14 protein-coding genes and 4 pseudogenes are annotated in these 18,133 nt (G+C 69.5%); 9 read left to right on the top strand and 9 right to left on the bottom strand.

Annotated elements, in window-relative coordinates; genetic code table 11:
- Window positions 1-580 precede the first annotated feature (580 nt).
- The 3 genes and pseudogenes from Q8W71_RS30310 to Q8W71_RS30300 all read right to left on the bottom strand — a co-directional run.
- Window positions 581-1,108, bottom strand: a pseudogene (locus tag Q8W71_RS30310) (ISAs1 family transposase); the annotation flags it as partial.
- 215 nt (window positions 1,109-1,323) lie between these two features.
- Window positions 1,324-1,473, bottom strand: a pseudogene (locus tag Q8W71_RS33025) (IS3 family transposase); the annotation flags it as partial.
- 26 nt (window positions 1,474-1,499) lie between these two features.
- On the bottom strand, window positions 1,500-2,246 hold the full coding sequence (locus Q8W71_RS30300; protein WP_305529096.1) for a GntR family transcriptional regulator: 747 nt from the start codon (window positions 2,244-2,246) through the stop codon (window positions 1,500-1,502).
- 316 nt (window positions 2,247-2,562) lie between these two features.
- On the opposite strand from Q8W71_RS30300, the gene Q8W71_RS30295 reads away from it, so the two are divergent.
- From Q8W71_RS30295 to Q8W71_RS30270, 6 genes are all read left to right on the top strand, one after another.
- On the top strand, window positions 2,563-3,858 hold the full coding sequence (locus Q8W71_RS30295) for an MFS transporter (RefSeq protein WP_305529095.1): 1,296 nt from the start codon (window positions 2,563-2,565) through the stop codon (window positions 3,856-3,858).
- Window positions 3,859-3,889: 31 nt separating this feature from the next.
- Entirely contained in the window at window positions 3,890-4,672 is a 783-nt protein-coding gene (locus Q8W71_RS30290; protein WP_305529094.1) for a maleate cis-trans isomerase family protein, read from the top strand.
- A 16-nt stretch (window positions 4,673-4,688) separates the two neighbouring features.
- Entirely contained in the window at window positions 4,689-5,435 is a 747-nt protein-coding gene (locus Q8W71_RS30285) for an aspartate/glutamate racemase family protein (RefSeq protein ID WP_305529093.1), read from the top strand.
- A gap of 54 nt (window positions 5,436-5,489) precedes the next feature.
- Window positions 5,490-6,890, top strand: a complete 1,401-nt coding sequence (hydA, locus tag Q8W71_RS30280; protein WP_305529092.1) for a dihydropyrimidinase — start codon at window positions 5,490-5,492, stop codon at window positions 6,888-6,890.
- 198 nt (window positions 6,891-7,088) lie between these two features.
- Window positions 7,089-8,294: a serine hydrolase domain-containing protein gene (locus Q8W71_RS30275; RefSeq protein ID WP_305529091.1), complete on the top strand. Its 1,206-nt coding sequence runs from the start codon at window positions 7,089-7,091 to the stop codon at window positions 8,292-8,294.
- A 74-nt stretch (window positions 8,295-8,368) separates the two neighbouring features.
- Window positions 8,369-9,607: a serine hydrolase domain-containing protein gene (locus tag Q8W71_RS30270; protein ID WP_305529090.1), complete on the top strand. Its 1,239-nt coding sequence runs from the start codon at window positions 8,369-8,371 to the stop codon at window positions 9,605-9,607.
- 189 nt (window positions 9,608-9,796) lie between these two features.
- Here the strand turns inward: Q8W71_RS30270 and Q8W71_RS30265 are convergent.
- A pseudogene (locus tag Q8W71_RS30265) lies at window positions 9,797-10,204 on the bottom strand (transposase); the annotation flags it as partial.
- 251 nt (window positions 10,205-10,455) lie between these two features.
- Window positions 10,456-12,219, bottom strand: a complete 1,764-nt coding sequence (locus tag Q8W71_RS30260) for an SLC13 family permease (RefSeq protein WP_305529089.1) — start codon at window positions 12,217-12,219, stop codon at window positions 10,456-10,458.
- A gap of 157 nt (window positions 12,220-12,376) precedes the next feature.
- Between Q8W71_RS30260 and Q8W71_RS30255 the strand changes: the two genes are divergently transcribed.
- Complete coding sequence (locus tag Q8W71_RS30255; protein WP_305529088.1) at window positions 12,377-12,946, top strand: hypothetical protein; 570 nt, start codon at window positions 12,377-12,379, stop codon at window positions 12,944-12,946.
- Here Q8W71_RS30255 and Q8W71_RS30250 read toward each other — a convergent pair whose 3' ends face one another.
- Window positions 12,947-13,402, bottom strand: a complete 456-nt coding sequence (locus Q8W71_RS30250) for a CBS domain-containing protein (protein ID WP_305529087.1) — start codon at window positions 13,400-13,402, stop codon at window positions 12,947-12,949.
- A 233-nt stretch (window positions 13,403-13,635) separates the two neighbouring features.
- On the opposite strand from Q8W71_RS30250, the gene Q8W71_RS30245 reads away from it, so the two are divergent.
- Entirely contained in the window at window positions 13,636-13,833 is a 198-nt protein-coding gene (locus Q8W71_RS30245; protein WP_305529086.1) for a hypothetical protein, read from the top strand.
- A 169-nt stretch (window positions 13,834-14,002) separates the two neighbouring features.
- On the opposite strand, the gene Q8W71_RS30240 is transcribed toward Q8W71_RS30245, so the two are convergent.
- On the bottom strand, window positions 14,003-14,788 hold the full coding sequence (locus Q8W71_RS30240; RefSeq protein WP_305529085.1) for a DJ-1/PfpI family protein: 786 nt from the start codon (window positions 14,786-14,788) through the stop codon (window positions 14,003-14,005).
- Between the two features lie 244 nt (window positions 14,789-15,032).
- On the opposite strand from Q8W71_RS30240, the gene Q8W71_RS30235 reads away from it, so the two are divergent.
- Window positions 15,033-15,725: a DUF1223 domain-containing protein gene (locus tag Q8W71_RS30235; protein ID WP_305529084.1), complete on the top strand. Its 693-nt coding sequence runs from the start codon at window positions 15,033-15,035 to the stop codon at window positions 15,723-15,725.
- Window positions 15,726-16,100: 375 nt separating this feature from the next.
- On the opposite strand, the gene Q8W71_RS30230 is transcribed toward Q8W71_RS30235, so the two are convergent.
- Complete coding sequence (locus Q8W71_RS30230) at window positions 16,101-17,600, bottom strand: DUF2252 domain-containing protein (protein WP_370875582.1); 1,500 nt, start codon at window positions 17,598-17,600, stop codon at window positions 16,101-16,103.
- Window positions 17,601-17,789: 189 nt separating this feature from the next.
- A pseudogene (locus Q8W71_RS30225) lies at window positions 17,790-17,990 on the bottom strand (DUF2721 domain-containing protein); the annotation flags it as partial.
- Window positions 17,991-18,133: the final 143 nt, after the last annotated feature.

The following is an 18,133-nucleotide window of genomic DNA, read 5'->3' as shown; positions in this document are numbered from 1 at the left end:
GGATGCCGGCCGGCGCAGGTCATGCGGCTGGGCTGAGCGCCGGCGTCCGCAAACCGCCCCAGCACGAACCCGCGGTGGTGCGAGCGCACCGTCTATGGGGATTGGAAGATCTGCGGGCTGAGCGCGGGGTCAGCCGGTGGCACGGACCTGCCCTTGGGGGGCGGGGTGGGGCGGCCAACACGCGGGTTTAGACGCACCTGCGGGGGCGTGGCGCAGCGGCGGCGGGCCGGTGGGGCGACGATCGGCACGACGGCGATGGTTGCGGCCGGGTTGGGCACGCGGCGGCTCGCTGGCCGAAGCGACACGGCTTCGACGCGGGGCTGGACTGGAACGGGCCGGGTCACGACGCCCTCATCGCGGAGGGGCGCGGCGCGGTGGGTGGTACGCGCGGCTGAGCCGGGCTCGGGATGGCCGCGATGATGATCATGCGCCCGCCGCAGCACGGGCACGCCGGGCGCCACGCCGACGATCGCTCCGCCTCGATCTCGGTCGGTGGCGGGACGGCGAGCAGGTCCCTGGCGCGGGCGAGGTTGGCCTTGCGGCCGGCACTGGCAAGCAGGCCGTAGTGCCGGATGCCCTAGCAGATCGCCCGCTGGCAGAACATCGCGTCGCCGGTGACGAGGGCGCCGTGCAACGGCAGCTCTTGAGCAGCGTCAGGGCCGCTGTGACCTCGTTGGCGTCGGGTGCCACCTGCAACTGGCCGATCACCCCGCCCAATCTGATGGCGATTGCCGCCACCAGATGCGCGCCGCCGCTGCCGTCGTGGTCCGCCCCCGCCGAGCCGCGCAACCGCTTGCCGTCGAACGCCACGTGACCCAAGCTCCGATCCGGTTCGGCCGCACCACGCACCCAGGTCCCCAGCACCGCCTCGGTCGCCGCCACGTCGAGGGCCTTGAAGAGGTCGTGGTACGTGGCGTGGCAGGGCACCCGCTCCAGGCCGAGGCGGAACAGCGCCGCTGGCGGCAGCCGTCGGCCCCACCGGAACACGGCGCGCGAATCGTTGGGCCCCGACAGCACGGCCGCCAGAGACAGGTTCAGGACGGCGGACAGTCCGTACTGGCGCCCTTTGCGGCCGCGCCGATCCGGGATGGCCGCGAAGTGATCCCACAGGCTGCCAGCGCCCACGACGTCCAGTGCTTCGGCCACGCCGCCCGCCAGGATCATCTTCCAGAGCTTGAATGAATCCGTCGCCGCGGACCGTCACCCCCTCAATCGCCCTCTCTGAATCGCCTGGATCGACGTCGACGAAGTTCACGCCGCGAGCGCGTGTTCGCGGACGAAGACTTGTTGCCCGGCCCGCCGTCTTCCCTCGCTACCTAGGACGTTGTTGCAGCGGATGTTGTCGGGGATGCTATGTAGGCACATCGCATCTGCCAGAACCCCGATCACACCCAGGCTGTTGATCCGCTCGGCAACCTTCAGCGCGAAACAAGCCCGGCTGTGCTTGTCAATCAGTGTCAGGATGCGCAGGCTTAGGAGCACCCGTCGTCGTGAGTCTATCATTGGACGCCCGCTTGGGTCGCTTCCGCGGATCGTCCGGCAGCCGTGACGTGGCGGAGGACGACCGTCCCGGTCCGGCTCACGTGGTCGCTTAGCAAGGTGCCGGCGCGGGAGCTGTCGCGAGCCTCCAAGGCGTGGAAGATGGCGCGGTGCTCCGCCACGGATTCGTCCCAGCGCTCGGGTGTTCGTAGGGCGCGACGGCGTACGAGCTCGGCCCGCCCATAGAGGCTTTCGTGGGCTTCCTGCAGAGGCTTGTTGCGGCTGGCGCCCACGATCAGCCTGTGGATCCGCTGGTTGATCGCGAAGTAGGGCGCGAGGTCCGTCGCGCGGTGATAACCTTCCATCTCGTCCTGCAGAATCCGCAGGTTGGTCAGTTCCGCGTCGGTGATCCGGGCGGCCGCGAGTTCGGCCGCGATCCGCTCGATACCGGCGATCGCCTCGAAGAGCTGCGTGATCGCCTCGGGCTGCAGATCCGGCACCCGGGCCGAACGATTGGGCCGGAGTTCGACCATCCCCTCGACGGCCAGGAGCTTAAGCGCCTCGCGGACCGGTGTGCGCGAGACGCCCAGCGCGGCCGATAGGTCGACCTCGACGAGTTCCCGGCCCGGGGCCAAGGCGCCCGTCAGGATCATGTCCCGGAGATGATGGCTCACCTTCTCGTGCAGCCCGACCGTGACCAGGAGCGGCTTCGCGTCGGGCTGCTGCGTTTTGCGGGGTCTGCCGCGTGTCCGGCGCACCTCCGTCATCGCTTGGGTCCGGGCGCGGGCCGCCGTCGGGGGCCGATTGCGCGAGGTCCGCCGACGGCGTCGGCGGCCGCCGTCACGAGGCGGCGGTGGGATTTTCTAATTAATTGCATGCAGCACGCAAAATATATCTTGCCATCCTGAAGGCAATGGCTAATCTGATGCGATCGCGGCGAAAACAGCAAGCCGCCCGCCCAGCATGCAGCAGCCAGGCATATCCGCCGGACGCCGACCGTCCGCGCGAGCGCGCCCTCGTGCCGGTCGAGGTCATCGTTGGGGCATCGCGTTCGATGCCCCTATGGACAGGGAGGATGCGGAAATGAGCACGACCGCCGTAGCGACCGCAGGGGACGTTCGCTCGAACGTCCGCTGGAAGCTGTTCCTGCTGATGCTGGCACTGATCTCGATCAATTACATCGACCGCGCCTCGCTCTCGGTGGCGATGCCGCTGATCGCCAAGGAGTTCGATCTCGACCCTGCGTTGCAAGGCCTGCTGCTGAGTTCGTTCTTCTGGACCTACGCGCTCATGCAGATCCCGGGCGGCCTCCTGGCCGACCGCTTCAAGCCGAGGCTCGTCATCGGCCTCGCGACGATCGGTTGGGGCTTCTTCCAGGGCGTCGCCGCGCTCACCACGAGCTGGGTCGGCCTGCTCCTGACCCGCCTCGGGCTCGGCGCCTCCGAAGCGCCGATCTATCCGGCCGGCGGCAAGCTCAACGCGATCTGGATGACGCGCCACGAGCGGGCCCGCGGTGCCGCGCTGCTCGACGGCGGGGCTCCGCTCGGGGCCGCACTGGGTTCCATCGTCATCGCGTGGCTGATCGGCGCCTTCGATTCGTGGCGGATGGCCTTCGCCGTGGCCGGCGCCGGCACGATACTGTGTGGCGTCGGGGCTTGGTGGTACATCCGCAACTCGCCGCGCGAGCACGCCGGGGTCAACGAGGCGGAGGCGCGCTTCATCGAGGCGGCGCACGCCGCCGAGGATGCGAGCGGCCCCGGCCCGGCCCACGTCTCTTGGGCCACCTACTTTCGGTTCCGCTCGACCTGGTGCATGTGCCTCGGCTGGATGTTCTTCAACGCCGTGTTCTACGGCTTGCTGACCTGGATGCCGACCTACCTGTTCAGGGTCCACGGCCTCAACATCAAGACTCTCGGCGGCGCCTCCTTCCTGATCTTCTTCAGTGGCTTCGTGGGCGAGATCGTCGGCGGATTCATATGCGATGGCTGGCTCGCCCGCGGCGGGCGTCCGAACGTTGTCTTCCGGACGATGTTCGCGATAGCCGCGATCGTCGCCACGGTCTCGATCTTCTCCGTCGCATACGTCGGCGACGCGGCGACCGTCGTGATCCTCCTGGCCGTGACGCTATTCTTCCTGCGCTGGTGCGGGATGTACTGGGCGATCCCGCCGATCCTCGGCGGCCGCGAGCGCGCCGGCCTGCTCGGCGGCTGCATGAACCTCGGCGGCAACGTCGCCGGCATCACCGTGCCCGTCGTCGTCGGGTTCGTCGTCCAGGCGACCGGGTCGTACTTCCTGGCCCTGATGTTCTTCGCCGGAGCGGGCGTCGCGCTCCTGATCTGCTCGACCCTCATCGACTACCGCGGCCGGCTACCGGTCTGACCGCCCGAAGTATCGAGGACAGGATAACGCGATGGACAAGGCCGCGAACACTCCGGTGCGTCTCGGGATGCTGACGCCCTCGTCGAACACCGTCCTGGAGCCGACGACGGCGGCGCTGCTCGCCGCTGCTCCGGACGGCGCGGACGACGTCTCCGTGCACGTCTCGCGCTTCCGCGTCACGGAGATCGCGCTCTCGGAGAATGCCCTCGGCCAGTTCGACGACGGCGGCATGCTGCGCGCCGCCGAACTCCTGGCCGACGCGCGGGTCGACGTGATCGCGTGGAATGGCACGTCGGCGGGTTGGCTCGGCTACGAGCGGGACGAGCGGCTGTGCGAGCGCATCACCGCGGCGACCGGCATCCCGGCCTGCACGACCGTGCTCGCCTACCGCGAGATCTTCCAGCGGACGGGCGCGCGGCGCATAGGCCTCGTCACCCCGTACCTGACCGACGTGCAGGATCGCATCCGCGCCAACTGGACCGAGGCCGGGTTCGCCTGCCCAGCAGAGCGCCATCTCGGCCGACGGGACAACTTCTCCTTCGCCCAAGTCTCCGAGGACACCGTTGCATCACTCGTCCGAGAGGTTGCGGCTGAGGGCTGCGATGCGGTGGCGGTCGTGTGCACGAACATGCGCGGAGCCCTCGCCGCAGCCGGCCTGGAGGCAGAGCTCGGGTTGCCGATCTACGACTCCGTCGCGGTCACACTCTGGAAATGCCTGGCGACGGTCGGTCTCGACCCGAGCCGTTGGCGCGACCTCGGCCGCGTCTTCGACCTGCCGGCGGCGTTCGGCGCCGATCCGGCTCGCGCGCGCTGATCCCAAGGAACCTTCGATGAACGTCCTCGTCCTCAATCCCAACACCAGCGCGGACGTCACCGACCTCCTGGTCGCGGCCGGCCGCGCGGCGGCCGCGCCCGGTACGGAACTGGTGTCGGCGACCGCGGCCTACGGCGTCCCTTACATCGCCACGCGCGCCGAGGCGCAGATCGGCGGCGCCATCGCCCTCGAGATGCTGGCCGAACGGCACGCCGACGTCGACGCGGCGATCATCGCGGCCTTCGGCGATCCCGGCCTGCTCGGCGCCCGGGAGCTTTTCGACATTCCGGTTGTCGGTCTGGCCGAGGCGGCCATGCTGACCGCTTGCATGCTGGGGCGACGCTTCGCGATCGTGACCTTCGCCCAGGCGCTTGGGCCCTGGTATGAGGACTGCGTGGCCATGCTCGGGCTCGCCGGCCGCTGCGCCGGGGTCCGCGCCCTCGGCGGACCGTTCCGCGCCCTGTCGTCGGTTCAGGGCGAGAAGGAGGGCCTGCTGGTTGATCTCGCCCTCCGTGCCGTCGAGGAGGATGGTGCTGACGTGATCATCCTGGGGGGGGCCCCCCTCGCGGGCCTGGCGCCCCGCGTTGCCGATCGGGTGCCGGTACCGCTGGTGGATCCGATCGCGGCCGCGGTGAAGCAGGCGGAGGCGCTCGTCGCCCTGTCGCCGCGCAAGGCCACCGCCGGCACCTTCAGGCGCCCGGCCCCAAAGACGACGACCGGCCTGGCCGACGCTCTGGCGCGCCGAATCGAGCATCGGGACTGAGGAAGCCGCGAGCCGACCGCTCGCACACGGGTCCGCCGGGACAGGAGGCACACGATGGCGAAGTTCGATCTGATCATACGAGGGGGACGCGTCGCGACGGCGGCCGACACCTTCGAGTGCGACGTTGCGATCTGCGACGGTCGCATCGCAGCCCTCGGCGACGACCTCGGCACCGCGGACGAGATCGTCGACGCCCGCGGACGCCTCGTCCTGCCGGCGGGAATCGACAGCCACGTCCACCTCGCCCAGCCTGGCCCGCCCGGCGAGGTCATGGCCGACGACTTCGAGAGCGGCACGCGTTCGGCCGCCTTCGGCGGCAACGGCACGGTGTTGCCCTTCTGCCTGCAGCGGCGCGGCCAGGGTTTGCGGGCGGCGCTCGTGGATTATCACGCAAAGGCGGCAGGGCAGTGCTACGTCGACACCGCGTTCCACCTGATCGTGACCGACCCAACCGAGGCGGTGCTCGGCCAGGAACTTCCCGCCCTCGTGGCTGACGGCTACACCTCGTTCAAGGTCTTCATGACCTACGAGGGCCTGGCGCTGAGCGACCGCCAGATGCTGGAGGTGATGCAGGTTGGCCGCGAGACCGGCGCTCTCGTGATGGTCCATGCCGAGAACGACGACGCCATCCGCTTCCTGACCGATCGCCTGGAACGGCTCGGACGGACCGCCCCCCGCTTCCACGCCGCCTCGCGCCCGATCCCCGTCGAGCGGGAGGCGACCCACCGGGCCATCTCCCTGTCCGAGATCGTGGACGTTCGGATCATGATCGTTCACGTCTCGAACCGCGGGGCCATGGAGGAGATCCGCCGCGCCCGGAACCGAGGACTTCCGGTCCACGCCGAGACCTGCCCGCAATACCTCGTCCTCACCGAGGCCGACCTGGACGGGATCGGCATGGTGGGTGCGAAGGCGGTCTGCTCGCCCCCGCCCCGGGACTTTGCCAGCCAGGAGGCTTGCTGGGAGGGCCTGCGTACCGGCGTGTTCGACGTGTTCTCGTCCGACCACTGCCCGTTCCGCTACGACGACCCCGCCGGCAAGCTCGCCCCGCGTGGCAGATCCAGCTTCCGCTGGGTTCCCAACGGGATACCGGGCATCGCCACGCGCCTGCCGATCCTGTTTTCCGAAGGTGTGGCCAAGGGGCGGATCGACCTGAACCGCTTCGTCTCGCTGACGTCGACCAACCACGCCAAGATCTACGGGCTGTACCCGCGCAAGGGCACCATCGCGGTGGGCTGCGACGCCGATATCGCGATTTGGGATCCCGATCGGCCGACGAGGATCACGCACGACCTGCTCCACGACGCCTGCGACTACACCCCCTACGAGGGGATCGAAGTCTCCGCCTGGCCGGCCTCGACCCTCGTGCGCGGCCGGTTCGTGGTGCGCGACAATCGGCTCGTGGGATCCAAGGGGCACGGCACGCACGTCGCGCGGAGCGTGGCGGAAGGCTGACCGCCGGCCCCGGCCCCCGGCTCGCGAACCCGGCGCCGTGGCGCCGGGGGTGGGGCGATCAGGGTTCCGCCCGACATCCGCGCGGCGTCGGCCGAGGCGCTAGGCGCCGCGCGGGTCCACGACCCCGTCCGGATGGCTCGCCGCCCGTCCGGCCCCTGCGAAGCCGCGCTTCCGGCATGACCCCAGACGGAGAACGCCATGATCAGATCCGCACCAACCAGATGCCTGTCTGTAGCGCTTTCCGTCGTGCTGCTCGCAAGCTCAGGGGCGACCTCTCGGGGGACGGGGGAGGCCGTAACTGAGCCGGGGATCGGCATCGCCTCACCGGAAGAGGTGGGGGTCGACTCCACCGTGCTCGTGCGCATGTCAGAGTGGATCCGTCGAGATCGTCTGGACGTACGAAGCCTGCTCGTGGTTAAGGACGGCAAGCTGATTTTCGAACGCTACAGCCGCGGCCTCGACCGGGATTATAACCACGAACTGTACTCGATCACCAAGACCGTCACGGCGCTCAACTTCGGCATCCTCGCCGACCAGCGCAGGATCGACGCCGAAGACGCGGTGGCTCCCTGGATACTGAAGCTTCGTCCCGGGCTCGTCGACGCCGTGCGCGACAAGGGCGGCCTCAGGCTGCGCGACCTCATGACGATGTCGAGCGGACTCCTTTACCGGCAGGTCGAAGGCTCCGACCCGCTCTACTTCCGGGCGCCCGACCGGCTCGGTGTGGCGCTGTCCGCGACCCCGCGCATCCCGCCAGCGACCCAGTTCGAGTACACCGACGCCAACCCGGTCCTGGTGGGCGCGGCCATGCAGGCCGCCGCGGGCGAGCCGGAGCAGGCGTTCGCGGAGGCGCATCTCTTCCGGCCGTTGGGGATGCGAAACGCGAAATGGACAGGCCTCGACGGCACCGGAATGGTGTCCGGGGGATGGGGGCTCCGGCTTCGCGCAATCGACATGGCGAAGATCGGTTTGCTCATGCTTCGCGACGGCGACTGGGAAGGGCGCCAGGTCGTGTCGCGGGCCTGGATCCGTCGGATGTGCGCCAGCTCCCAGGCGGCGATGGACTACGGCTACTACACGTGGATCAACCACGTCGTGGAGTCCGAGCCGGAGTTCGGGGCGATGGGTTTCAAGGGACAGTTCATCACGGTCCTGCCCGAGCGGAACGCCGTGATCGTGATGACGAGCATCCTGCCTACGGACGGCGGCCTGCGCACGGCGACGTACCTGAACCTCTACCGGCGCATGGTCAACGATTTCATCCTGCCGGCGATGCACGACACCCCCAGGCCATCGCCCGACGCGTCGCGCCGAGAGGCGCTGCGGCGCGAGCTGGAACTGGCTTCGCAGTCGCAGGGCGAGCCGGGCACGGGTCTCGCCTTCAACGACGGCCCCGAGCGGTAGGGCCTATTCCAAACGACGGACGGGCGGCGCTCCGCCGCCAGCTCGCCAGCCGATCAGCGAACGAGGTGAGGAACATGGGCAAATCGTCTTCGAGAACTCGCGCCACGCTCGGGGCCATCGCCCTTGCCACCGTTGGCTTCGCCGTGCCGAGGGCAACGGACGCGCAGGCCGCCGAGACCGCGGCTCCGTCCGGCGGGGGGCCGGGCGAACTGCTGACGACCTGGCCCGAGGAGGCCGGCGTCGATTCCGCTAGGTTGGTGCAGCTCTCGCGTTGGATCCGCGAGAACAGGTACGACATTCGCAGCCTGGTCGTCGTCAAGGGCGGCAGGATCGTCTTCGAGCGATACAGCGCCGGGCTCGACCGTGACGCGAACTACGAAATGTATTCTATCACCAAGGCTGCAACGGCGGTTCTCGCGGGGCAGCTCATCGCCGAGGGCAAGATCTCGCTCGACAGCAGTGTGAAGGACGTCGTCGGCGGCTGGCGGCCGGACCTCAAGGAAGCGGTCGCCGACAAAGGCGAGGTCAAGCTGCGCAACGTCCTCAACATGACGACCGGGCTGCGCTATGACTTCAAGCCCCCGAAAGACCCGATCTACTACGAGGCGCCTGACCGGCTCAAGCTGGCCGCCACGACCACGCCGGCGCTGACGCCCGGGAAGGTGTTCCAGTACATGGATGTCAATCCAGTTATCGCGACTGCCATGTTGAGCGCCGCCTCCGGGAAGAAGATCGAGGATTATGCGGAGGAGAAGCTCTTCAGGCCTCTTGGCATGAAACGCTACGAGTGGGTGCGTGCTGACGAAAAGGGACTCGTCTCGGGGGGGTGGGGTCTGAGGCTCCGCGCGGTCGACATGGCGCGGCTCGGCATGCTCGCGTTGCAAGGCGGCCGTTGGGAGGGCGGGCAGGTCGTTCCAGCGGATTGGGTCAGGCAGATGACGAGCGCCCAGAGCACGCCGTTCTTCGGATACTACTGGTGGATTAACAACATCGTCGAGGGCGGCGTGGAGGGGGGTGCGCAGCAGGAGTTCGACACGATGGGGTTCAAGGGGCAGAACATCGTCGTGCTGCCGAAGCACGACGCTGTCGTCACGATGACTGGCATGCTGCCGGTGGACGGAGGCCTGCGCGACGCGAAGTGCTTGCAGATCATGCGCTACATGATGAGCGCCTACATCCTGCCGGCGTTCGGCGTGGCGCCATCGACGCCAGACGAGGCCTCGAAGCGCGATCTCATCGCCGAATTGCGGGCGGCGAAGGACAGCCGCGGCGATCCCGGCGTCGATGCCGACCCAACGGACACGCCGCGGTAGGCGGGCGTGCGCCCGCGCGTAGCACTTCGGTCAGGGGATCCTCGATCGCATCAGGCTGACGAGGCCAAACGATGTTGGTAGGGCTGTCCATGGCGTATCGCTCTCGATGAGAGGTTCTGGCAGGCTCGACACCAGCCTCGATACACCGCCTTCACGCTCCCCGCGTCACCCTATCTCCCGCATAGCTCCTGCCTGCAGCAGCGCGGTGACGCGGCGATAGCCGTAGCGTCCGTATTTGGACACCAGGGCGATGATGGCACGAATCAGTGCATCCTCGTCGGCCGGCGTGACGTTCCGAGAGGCCGTACTTCTCCCGGATGCCGTCCACCGCCTGTCGGCGTCGCTCGGGGGCTACAAGTTTCCCGAGACGACGTCCGCCAGCACCTGTTTCTCCAGAGATAGATCGGCCACCAAGCGACGAAGTCGCGCGTTCTCGCGCTCCAAATCCTTCATCTTCTTGGCGTGATCGACCTTCAGGCCGCCGTACTCCTTGCGCCAGCGGTAGTAGCTCTGCTCGGAGACGTCCGCTTCCTTGCAGGCAACGGCGATGCTCGTGCCTTGCGCCGTCTGCACCTCAATCTGGCGCAGCGTCAGCACGACCTACTCCGCGCTTGGCCTCTTTCCTCGCTTCATCCCCAACTCATCTGGTCCAGGCTGATCCTCTCAATCAGCCCGGTCCAAAGCCAGCCGGTCAGGTCACTCCGAAGCGGACCGACGGCTTACGGCCAGACGCAGCATATCCGTTCTGCTTCATGGAGGGAACAGCGGTACCGAACGTCCGGCGCTATGGGGTCGGGTTCACGACGAGCGCGTATCTCCGATCCGCACCCCGTGATGCTTCCATCGGTTCAAGTGCCCCGCAACGGCCAGAACAGGGCGATGAGCGGCACGCCCAGCGCGATGACGAGGATCGACAGGGGGAAGCCCAATCGGGCGTAGTCGCCGAAGCGGTAGCCCCCCGGTCCCATCACGAGCGTGTTGCACTGGTGCCCGATCGGCGTGAGGAAGTCGCAGGCCGCCCCCAGCGCCACCGCCATCAGGAACGGGTCCACGTTCAGCCCCAACCGCTCGGCCAGCCGCGCCGCGATCGGGCCCATCACGAGCACGGTCGCGGCGTTGTTGAGGAACGGCGTCACCGCCATGGCCAGCACCAGGGTCGCCGCCAGCGCCGCGGTGGGCGAGAGGTCCTGCACGACCTGGGTCAGCCAAGCCGCGATGAGGTCGGCGCCCCCCGTCGTGCTGATCGCTTCCGAGACCGGGATAAGCGCCCCCAGCAGGACCAGCACCGGCCATTCCACGGCCGCGTACGCCTCGTGCGGCGTCATGCTGCGCAGCAGCAGGATCGCCACCACCGCCCCGAAGAACGCCACCGCCACCGGCACGAGGTGGGCGGCCACCAGCGCCATCGCCGCCGCCAGCACGAGGGCCGGCCGCCAGCTGCGGTCGTTGCGCCCGAGCGCCAGCGCGCGGGCAGCCAGCGGCAGCACCCGCAGCGCGCCGAGCGCCTCGGGCACCCCCGCCGCCGCCCCACGCAGCACCACAACGTCCCCGGCCCGCAACCGCGTCGTCGACAGCCGCCCCTCGATGCGTCGGCCGCGACGGCTCACCGCCAGCAGGTCGAGGGCGTGGCGCCCCCGCAGGTCGAACTGCGTCGGCGTGCGTCCCACGAGGTCCGACTCGGCGGTGACCACCCCCTCGACCACCGCGTCGTCGCCGCCCGCGGCGCGGGCGGTCAACGCGAGGCCCACCCGGGCCACGAACCGTTCGAGGTCGCCCTGCTCGCCGCGCAGCAGCAGGATATCGTCGTCCGCCAACCGGAACTCCGGGGAGGCTGGGTAGCGCCGGAACCGCTCGCGGACCACGGTAGCGATCCGCACGCCGCCGTCGTCCAGCGCCTCCGCCTCGGCGATCGTGAGGCCCGCCGCCGGGCCGCCCGCGGGCAGCCGCGCCTCGGTGGTGTAGCTCTCCAGGTTGAAGGCCGCCTCCAGAGAGGCCGCCCCGCGCCGGTCGCGCGGCAACAGGCGCCAGCCCACCGACAGGAACAGGAAGCCGGTGACCGCAATCGACAGCCCGACCGGCGTGTAGTCGAACATGCCGAAGGGCTTGCCGGTGAGGTCGGCGCGGATCTTCGAGACGATGACGTTGGGCGAGGTGCCCACCAGCGTGACGAGGCCGCCGATGAGAGAGGCGAAGGCCATCGGCATCAGCAGCGAGGCCGGCGCGGTGCCGGTCCGGCGGGCGAGTTGCAGCGCGATCGGCATGAAGATGGCCAACGCGCCGACGTTCTTCGTGACCATCGACAGCGCCAGCACCCCGCCGACGAGGGCCGGGACCTGGCTGCGCACGGACCGCAGGCGCGGCGTGAGCGGGCGCATCAGCGTTTCGACGGCGCCCGAGCGGGCGATCGCCGCCGACAGGACGAGGGCGCAGCCGACGATGATCACGATATCGTCCGAGAAGCCGGAGAAGGCCTTGTCGGCCGGCACGAGGCCAAGGCCGATGCCGGCGGCGAGCGCGGTCAGCGCCACGAGGTCGTAGGGCAGGCGATCCCAGACGAACGCCGCGATGGTGAGGCCGAGCAGGCCGAAGGCAAGCGCCTGATCGTAGGTCATCCGGTCCTCCCGCGGCGCGTGACGGGCGTCCCGCACCGCCGCAGCTACCCGAGACCTCCCGCGCGCGATAGACCAACGGGCGGACCCTGCCCACGGCGGACGCGCGCGGCGCGACGGGGACGCGCCTGAGCCCCCCTTTCAGCGCGGAGCGTACCCGATGGCCGGCCTGCTCGATCGCCTGCGCGGCAGGACCACCGCGGATCCCGGCCCTGCTGAGGCCGTCCCGAGTGAGGCGGTCCCGACCCTGGACCGCCGGGAGCGTGCGTCGACGCCGGCCGAGCGACAGCTCGCCGAGGCAATCGCGCAGAAGATGCTGCACGGCTGGCTGCAGAACCGGCACCAGACCCTGATGCCGCTGAGCGTGAACCTCGCCCTCCTGCCGCCGGACGAGCGCGGGCGGGTCGCCCGCTTCGCCGCGCTCGCCGCCACGGCGGGGACCGATGTCACGGCCCCGGCCCGCCTCGCGGCCTGGCTCGCGGGGGCGAGCGCCGATGCGGACACGCTCGCAGCCTACGACGCCGCGCTGGGCGCGCCCCCCGCGTTCGGCCGCACGCTGGCCGACGTCGCCGCGCCGTCATGCGCCGGCATCGCCTATGTCCTGGCCCTCGTGGCGGCGCGGGGCGACGACGCCGGTGGCGCGGGACATGCCTTTGCCGAGTACGTGGCCGAGCGGCTGGCGCTGCCCGGTGCCGCGCGGCGCAGCGCCCGACGGCGCCACGGCCGCTGATCAGGCCGGCGGCTCGGTGAGTGCCCGCAGCGCCGCCTGCACCGGCGCCTCGTCCACGAGGAGGCGGCGGGAGAGGTCGGCGAGGGTGAGCCAGCCCACAACTGCGCCGCCCTCGCCGGTCACCGCGAGGCGGCGTACGTGGTTGGCCGCCATCAGGTCCATCGCCGCGCGCACCGTGTCGGTCGGGCGGCAGGAGACGACGGACCGGGACATCACCTCACGCACCCGCACGCCGGCCGGGTCGCGCCCGCGGGCCACGAGCCGGTAGAGGATGTCGCGGTCGGTGACGACGCCCTCGATCCGCTCGGACGCGCCGACGGGGAGCGCGCCGACCTCGATCTCACCCATCAGCGTGGCGGCCTCCTGCACGGTGGCCTCGGCGGCGATGAACTCGACGTCGGTGGCCATGACGTCGGACACGCGGATGCCGTCGGGCGCCCCGGCACTGTCGGACATACGAGACGATGGCTTGTCCGTGTTCGCCACCCCGCCCCCATTCTCCGCGACAACGGCTCGTCCTACCCGAGCGGGCGGCATGCGATAGCACTTCCGAATGGCGCCGTCGTCGCATGAGCGGTCCGACGGACGGATCGCGTCCGCCTCGCGAGTCAGAGCACCGGCGCCCCGCGACGATCGTCGCGCTTCCATCCCTCTCCCCCCGGCCAGCAGGGGCCGGTAGGAGAAAGACGATGGGACATTCCGAACATGACCCCGCCGTCGAAGAGCGCCGCCCGTGGAACGCGGGCCGCAAGCTCGGCGCCAAGCGCGCCCTCAAACCGCAGCAGGTCTGGGCCGTCCGCTTCTGGCCAGTTCCGGCCGCGCTGATGGGCGCCGCTGAACGGCTGAGTTGGGTGGAATGCTGCCGATTTGCTTACGGTTCGCGGTGACCGAAAACGGCCAGCCTACGTCATTTCGAATCGCCACCGCGCGCAAAACCTGCCGTTCGGCTTGGCGCCCATCCCGGTCGCTCGGCGCTTGCGCGCCTGCCTGATGGACTCGACGGGACGGAACTTAAGAAGGGGCGACGCAGGCTCGAGATGGTGGGTAAGATGCCGGTCATCGCGAGCGGGTGTGTTCCGCGGCAGACTGAGCATCCCTGACCAGCCTGTCGAGAATCGCAGACGCGTCGCGCGTGATGACGGGGCCAGCCGTCGCAGGTGTTCCAGCCCGGAAGGGCGGCTGCGGCGCGTACTCGGCCACGAGTTGGCTCGTGCGGGCGAACGTCGCGCCTCGGAGGCGCGCCGACAGCGCCAGCGCGAAGTCCAGGCCAGCCGAGATGCCCGCCGCCGTGACGCGGTTGCGATCGAAGACTACGCGCTCGTCCACCGGGATCGCGCCCAGGAGAGGCAGGAGCGCGTCGCGCGCACACCAGTGCGAGGTGGCACGGTAGCCGTCCAGCAGGCCAGCCGCCCCGAGGATCAGCGAGCCGGTACAGACACTCGTCACCCAAAGGGCGCGCTCCGCCCGATCACGCAGGAAGTCAAGGGTCGCGCCATCGCGCATCTGAGTTGGAGTGCCGTCGCCGCCAGGAACGAAGAGGACGTCGAGATCCTTCGGACAGTCCGCGTAGTCCATCGGCGCGACGACGATGACGCCCGTATCGCTTGCAACGGCGCCCGCCCGCTGCGCGACGAGGTAGAGACTGCCGGGCGCGAGCCCTGCCAACAGCGCCTGCGGTCCGATCACGTCGAGCGCGGTCATGCCGGGATACAGCAGCATGGCGATGCGCACCGGCCGGGGCGCAGGGACCGGATCCAGGGCCTCGCCGCTCCGGGCCGCCGGCGTCGCTAGGAGGCCCGCCGTCGCTAGTGCGATCACGCCGATGTCGCGACGATTGATCAACGCGGAAGACCTCCAAGTGGGGACGAGGTCGGCGTCACAGCAAGGGCCCAAACCAGCGCAAGTCGATCCCGCACCATGCCGCGCATGCGCGCAAGTCCCAAAACACAGGTCGCAGCGCACATGAGTCGGCGCGAGCAGAACTCGGAGCGCAGCCGCATGGAGGGCGCGGATTGGCGCCGCGTATAACGGCTGTCCGAGCGGGACGAAAGAACGGCGTTAGACCCCTATATGGACATGGCATCCCATGCCGATCCGCTTCCTCGCTCTTGCGCCGCTCGCGCTGGCGCAGCTTCTGCCAGTCCCGGTGCAGGCTAGGCCGCTCGTGGTCGAGCTCTTCACCTCCCAGAGCTGCTCGTCCTGCCCGCCAGCCGAGGCGCTGCTGGGCGAGCTGGCGGGCCGTCCCGACCTGCTGGCACTCGCCTTCCACGTGACCTACTGGAACGGCCTCGGCTGGAAGGACGCCTTTGCCTTCGACGGAGCGACCCAGCGGCAGGTCGACTACGCTGACCGTCTCGGCGACGGCACCTTCACGCCGCAGATGGTCGTCGACGGACGGCGCAGCGTCGTCGGCTCGCTCCGCGCCGACGTTGCCGCAGCTCTGGAGGCAGCGCGGACAGAGGCGACCTCAGCGGCGGACCTCGTCGTTTCCCGGCGCGACGGGCAGATGCGGGTCACAGTCGGTCCCGGTCACGGAGCGGCCCGCGTCGTCGTCGTTGGCTTCGACCGGGCCCATCGCACGGCCGTGGCGCGCGGCGAGAATGCCGGGCGCAGCATCGACCAAACCAACGTCGTGCGGTCCCTGCGCGATCTCGGTCCCTGGGAGGGCCGGCCGCTCGACCTCACGGGACCGGCGCCCGCGGGCGAGGTTCTCGCTGTGCTTCTCCAGGGGGCCGACGGCCGCATCCTCGGCGCCGCGCGCCTGCAGCCCGGCGCTTGAGCGCGGGCCGTGCGCGGAATTGTAGGAAAACGCTTGAAGCATTAGCCCGCGAGCTGTTGCGCCCTTGGCTAGTCTCTCCTCCAGCAATGGCCTAGCGCCGATTTGCCCACGCCCGGAAGCAAGAAAGCATATTGATGCTTGCAGGGCAGCGTACAGACATGATCAGGTCGTCGCTCGGCGGAGAGTTGCGGAGTTGAGCGCGACCTCGAAAGAGCTGAGCCACCTTCCGCTTCGCGCCCATCCCGGTCGTTCGGGCTATCCGGCTCGCTCCTGGAAAGCAGACATAGTCTCGCTGATACCACACCCCGCCTCGGGGTACTCACAGAACTTCAGGTGAACGTACCCGGATGAGGCGACCCTGAGTTTGTTGACCGTTCAGATTTGCGGATCGTCCGCTGCCGTGAGCCGACCGGAGGCGATTGCGCTGCGGAAGGCTCGATAATCCGCCTCGTTCCGCTCACCGTAGGCCAGGGCCCAGTTGGCCAGCGCCTCTCGCAAGTCGGCGCGACCATCGTGACCGATGTACCCGGCGATCGCCGCCGCGTCCCCGGTGCGGGCGTGCGCCTTGGCCAGCAGGGCGCCGTAGGCGTGCGAGAAGTACGTCAGCGATCGACCCGTCATGCGCGCGACCGGGATCTCGCCCTTCATGTTCTTCATCTGCCGCACGTAGAACGGCCGACCCTTGATCGTGGTCCAGCCGAGCAGCGGGTCCCCCACCGCCTGCAGGAGCCGCTGGCCGTAGATCACCCGCTCGCCCTCGTGGCTCGCATAGGGCTCGGGCATCCCGCGCAGGTACGGCGCGTGGGCGGGGCGCACCGCCTCCTTGACCTGCAGGAAGAGCGCGTCCTGGTCCGAATTGCCGCACAGCAGGGCGACATAGGCCCGGGTCCCGACGCTGCCCACCCCGACGACCTGGTGCGCCACGTCGACGACATGGTAGCGACTGAGCATGAACCGGCGCTCGCGCGGCAACGTCTCGGCGTAGCCCTCCAGCCCGGAGGTGACGGCCTGGCGCGTCGCCTGGTCGACCCGGGTGAGGATCGGCGGGTCTTCGCGGAAGCGCCAGCCGCCGTCCGTCCGCCGTTCCCCGACCCGGTCGAGCAGACTTCTGTTGTTCTTGCGACGTGCCTTCTCCACCGCCTTGCGCACGACGGCCCGCGACTGCGCGTCGATCGCGATGCCGGTGAATGCGAGGTCGTCGGCGCGGGCGGCATGCTGCCACACGTCGAGCGAGCCGCGTGGGGCGAGATCGTCCATCGTGTGCTGATAGCCTGAGACGGCGTCGAGAACCGCCTGACGCCGCTCCCCGTTGGGCACGCCTGCGTCGCGTGCGGCGACCTCGATGCTGGCGCACAGCCGTTTGAGGTCCCACTCCCACGGGCCGACCGTGACCTCGTCGAAGTCGTTGAGGTCGAGCACGACCTCGCCCTGGGGCGAGCCGAACAGCCCGAAGTTCGAGATGTGGGCGTCGCCGTTCATCACCACGTCGATCGCGCCGCGCGCGCCTTGCGCGAGATCCCAGGCCATGACCTGCGCTGCACCGCGCAGGAAGGCGAACGGCGAAGAGGCCATGCGCGCGACCCGCAGCGGGATCAGATGCGCCTGCCGACCCTCGTGCGCCGCCTCGATGAGCGCGACGGGATCCGGGCGATCTGACCCGACGGACAAGGCGGCGTGATCGGCGTGGGGGCGGTCCCGCCGCAGCGTCTTGCCGGCGGCCCTGCGCCGGTCCCAGGGCTCGACGCCGGTACGCAGGTCGATGTGGGGAAAATCAGCCAGCGGTTCCAGGACAGCTTCTTCGGCCGCCTCGACCAACGTCTCCTGCTCGCTCCACTCCAGCGACGGAAGCTCGCGAAGTTCCGCTGATCTTTCCATCGTCCGCCTCCGTTTGTGCCGGCAGCTCAACGACGGCAGAAGCATCCGGCTCCGATGGCGCGTCACCGTCACCCTCGTCATTGCTGCATCTCGCGCTACAGCTTCCAAGCTTACCGCCTGATCGAGCGCGATCTCCGACCACCGAGCCTGACCGTCACCGCAGCATCCACCGATGAGAACGATGTGCGGTCAGCGGCTTCCAACTGTCGCGACCTCGTCCTGTTGCCGATCGACCTCGATCCGAATGCCACGACCCGCCATGAGGATCTCTGTGAGAAAGGCGCCGAGCCCGCAGATGGTGAGGACCAGCCCCACCCCGAAGCAGGCGAACAGCACCGAGGCGGCTGCCGCGTCGCGAAGCGCACCCACGAACAGCGTCAGGATCGATGCGAGGATCAGCGCGGCACTGAGAGCCTGTTTGAGGGCGAGAGCTTAGGCTGGATTGTTGAGGGCGTTGGCGGCCATGAGGCAGGCGACGCAGGTGAGGCGACCGGTCGCCACGTCGAGACGGCCGGCACGCTCGCGCAGCAGGC

Origin of the sequence: Methylobacterium amylolyticum, assembly GCF_030700245.1 — a bacterium.
Taxonomy (GTDB): domain Bacteria; phylum Pseudomonadota; class Alphaproteobacteria; order Rhizobiales; family Beijerinckiaceae; genus Methylobacterium.
The sequence above is the reverse complement of the archived record's forward strand: the minus strand, read 5'-3'. Positions and strand labels throughout refer to the sequence as shown.

Excerpts from the sequence above, each read along its gene's own strand:
- Q8W71_RS30250 (WP_305529087.1), bottom strand. The coding sequence starts at position 13,402 with ATGTCCGACAGTGCCGGGGCGCCCGACGGCATCCGCGTGTCCGACGTC.
- Q8W71_RS30235 (WP_305529084.1), top strand. The coding sequence starts at position 15,033 with ATGCCGATCCGCTTCCTCGCTCTTGCGCCGCTCGCGCTGGCGCAGCTT.
- Q8W71_RS30230 (WP_370875582.1), bottom strand. The coding sequence starts at position 17,600 with ATGGAAAGATCAGCGGAACTTCGCGAGCTTCCGTCGCTGGAGTGGAGC.
- Q8W71_RS30300 (WP_305529096.1), bottom strand. The coding sequence starts at position 2,246 with ATGACGGAGGTGCGCCGGACACGCGGCAGACCCCGCAAAACGCAGCAG.
- Q8W71_RS30270 (WP_305529090.1), top strand. The coding sequence starts at position 8,369 with ATGGGCAAATCGTCTTCGAGAACTCGCGCCACGCTCGGGGCCATCGCC.
- Q8W71_RS30275 (WP_305529091.1), top strand. The coding sequence starts at position 7,089 with ATGATCAGATCCGCACCAACCAGATGCCTGTCTGTAGCGCTTTCCGTC.
- Q8W71_RS30245 (WP_305529086.1), top strand. The coding sequence starts at position 13,636 with ATGGGACATTCCGAACATGACCCCGCCGTCGAAGAGCGCCGCCCGTGG.
- Q8W71_RS30285 (WP_305529093.1), top strand. The coding sequence starts at position 4,689 with ATGAACGTCCTCGTCCTCAATCCCAACACCAGCGCGGACGTCACCGAC.
- Q8W71_RS30290 (WP_305529094.1), top strand. The coding sequence starts at position 3,890 with ATGGACAAGGCCGCGAACACTCCGGTGCGTCTCGGGATGCTGACGCCC.
- hydA (WP_305529092.1), top strand. The coding sequence starts at position 5,490 with ATGGCGAAGTTCGATCTGATCATACGAGGGGGACGCGTCGCGACGGCG.
- Q8W71_RS30255 (WP_305529088.1), top strand. The coding sequence starts at position 12,377 with ATGGCCGGCCTGCTCGATCGCCTGCGCGGCAGGACCACCGCGGATCCC.
- Q8W71_RS30260 (WP_305529089.1), bottom strand. The coding sequence starts at position 12,219 with ATGACCTACGATCAGGCGCTTGCCTTCGGCCTGCTCGGCCTCACCATC.
- Q8W71_RS30295 (WP_305529095.1), top strand. The coding sequence starts at position 2,563 with ATGAGCACGACCGCCGTAGCGACCGCAGGGGACGTTCGCTCGAACGTC.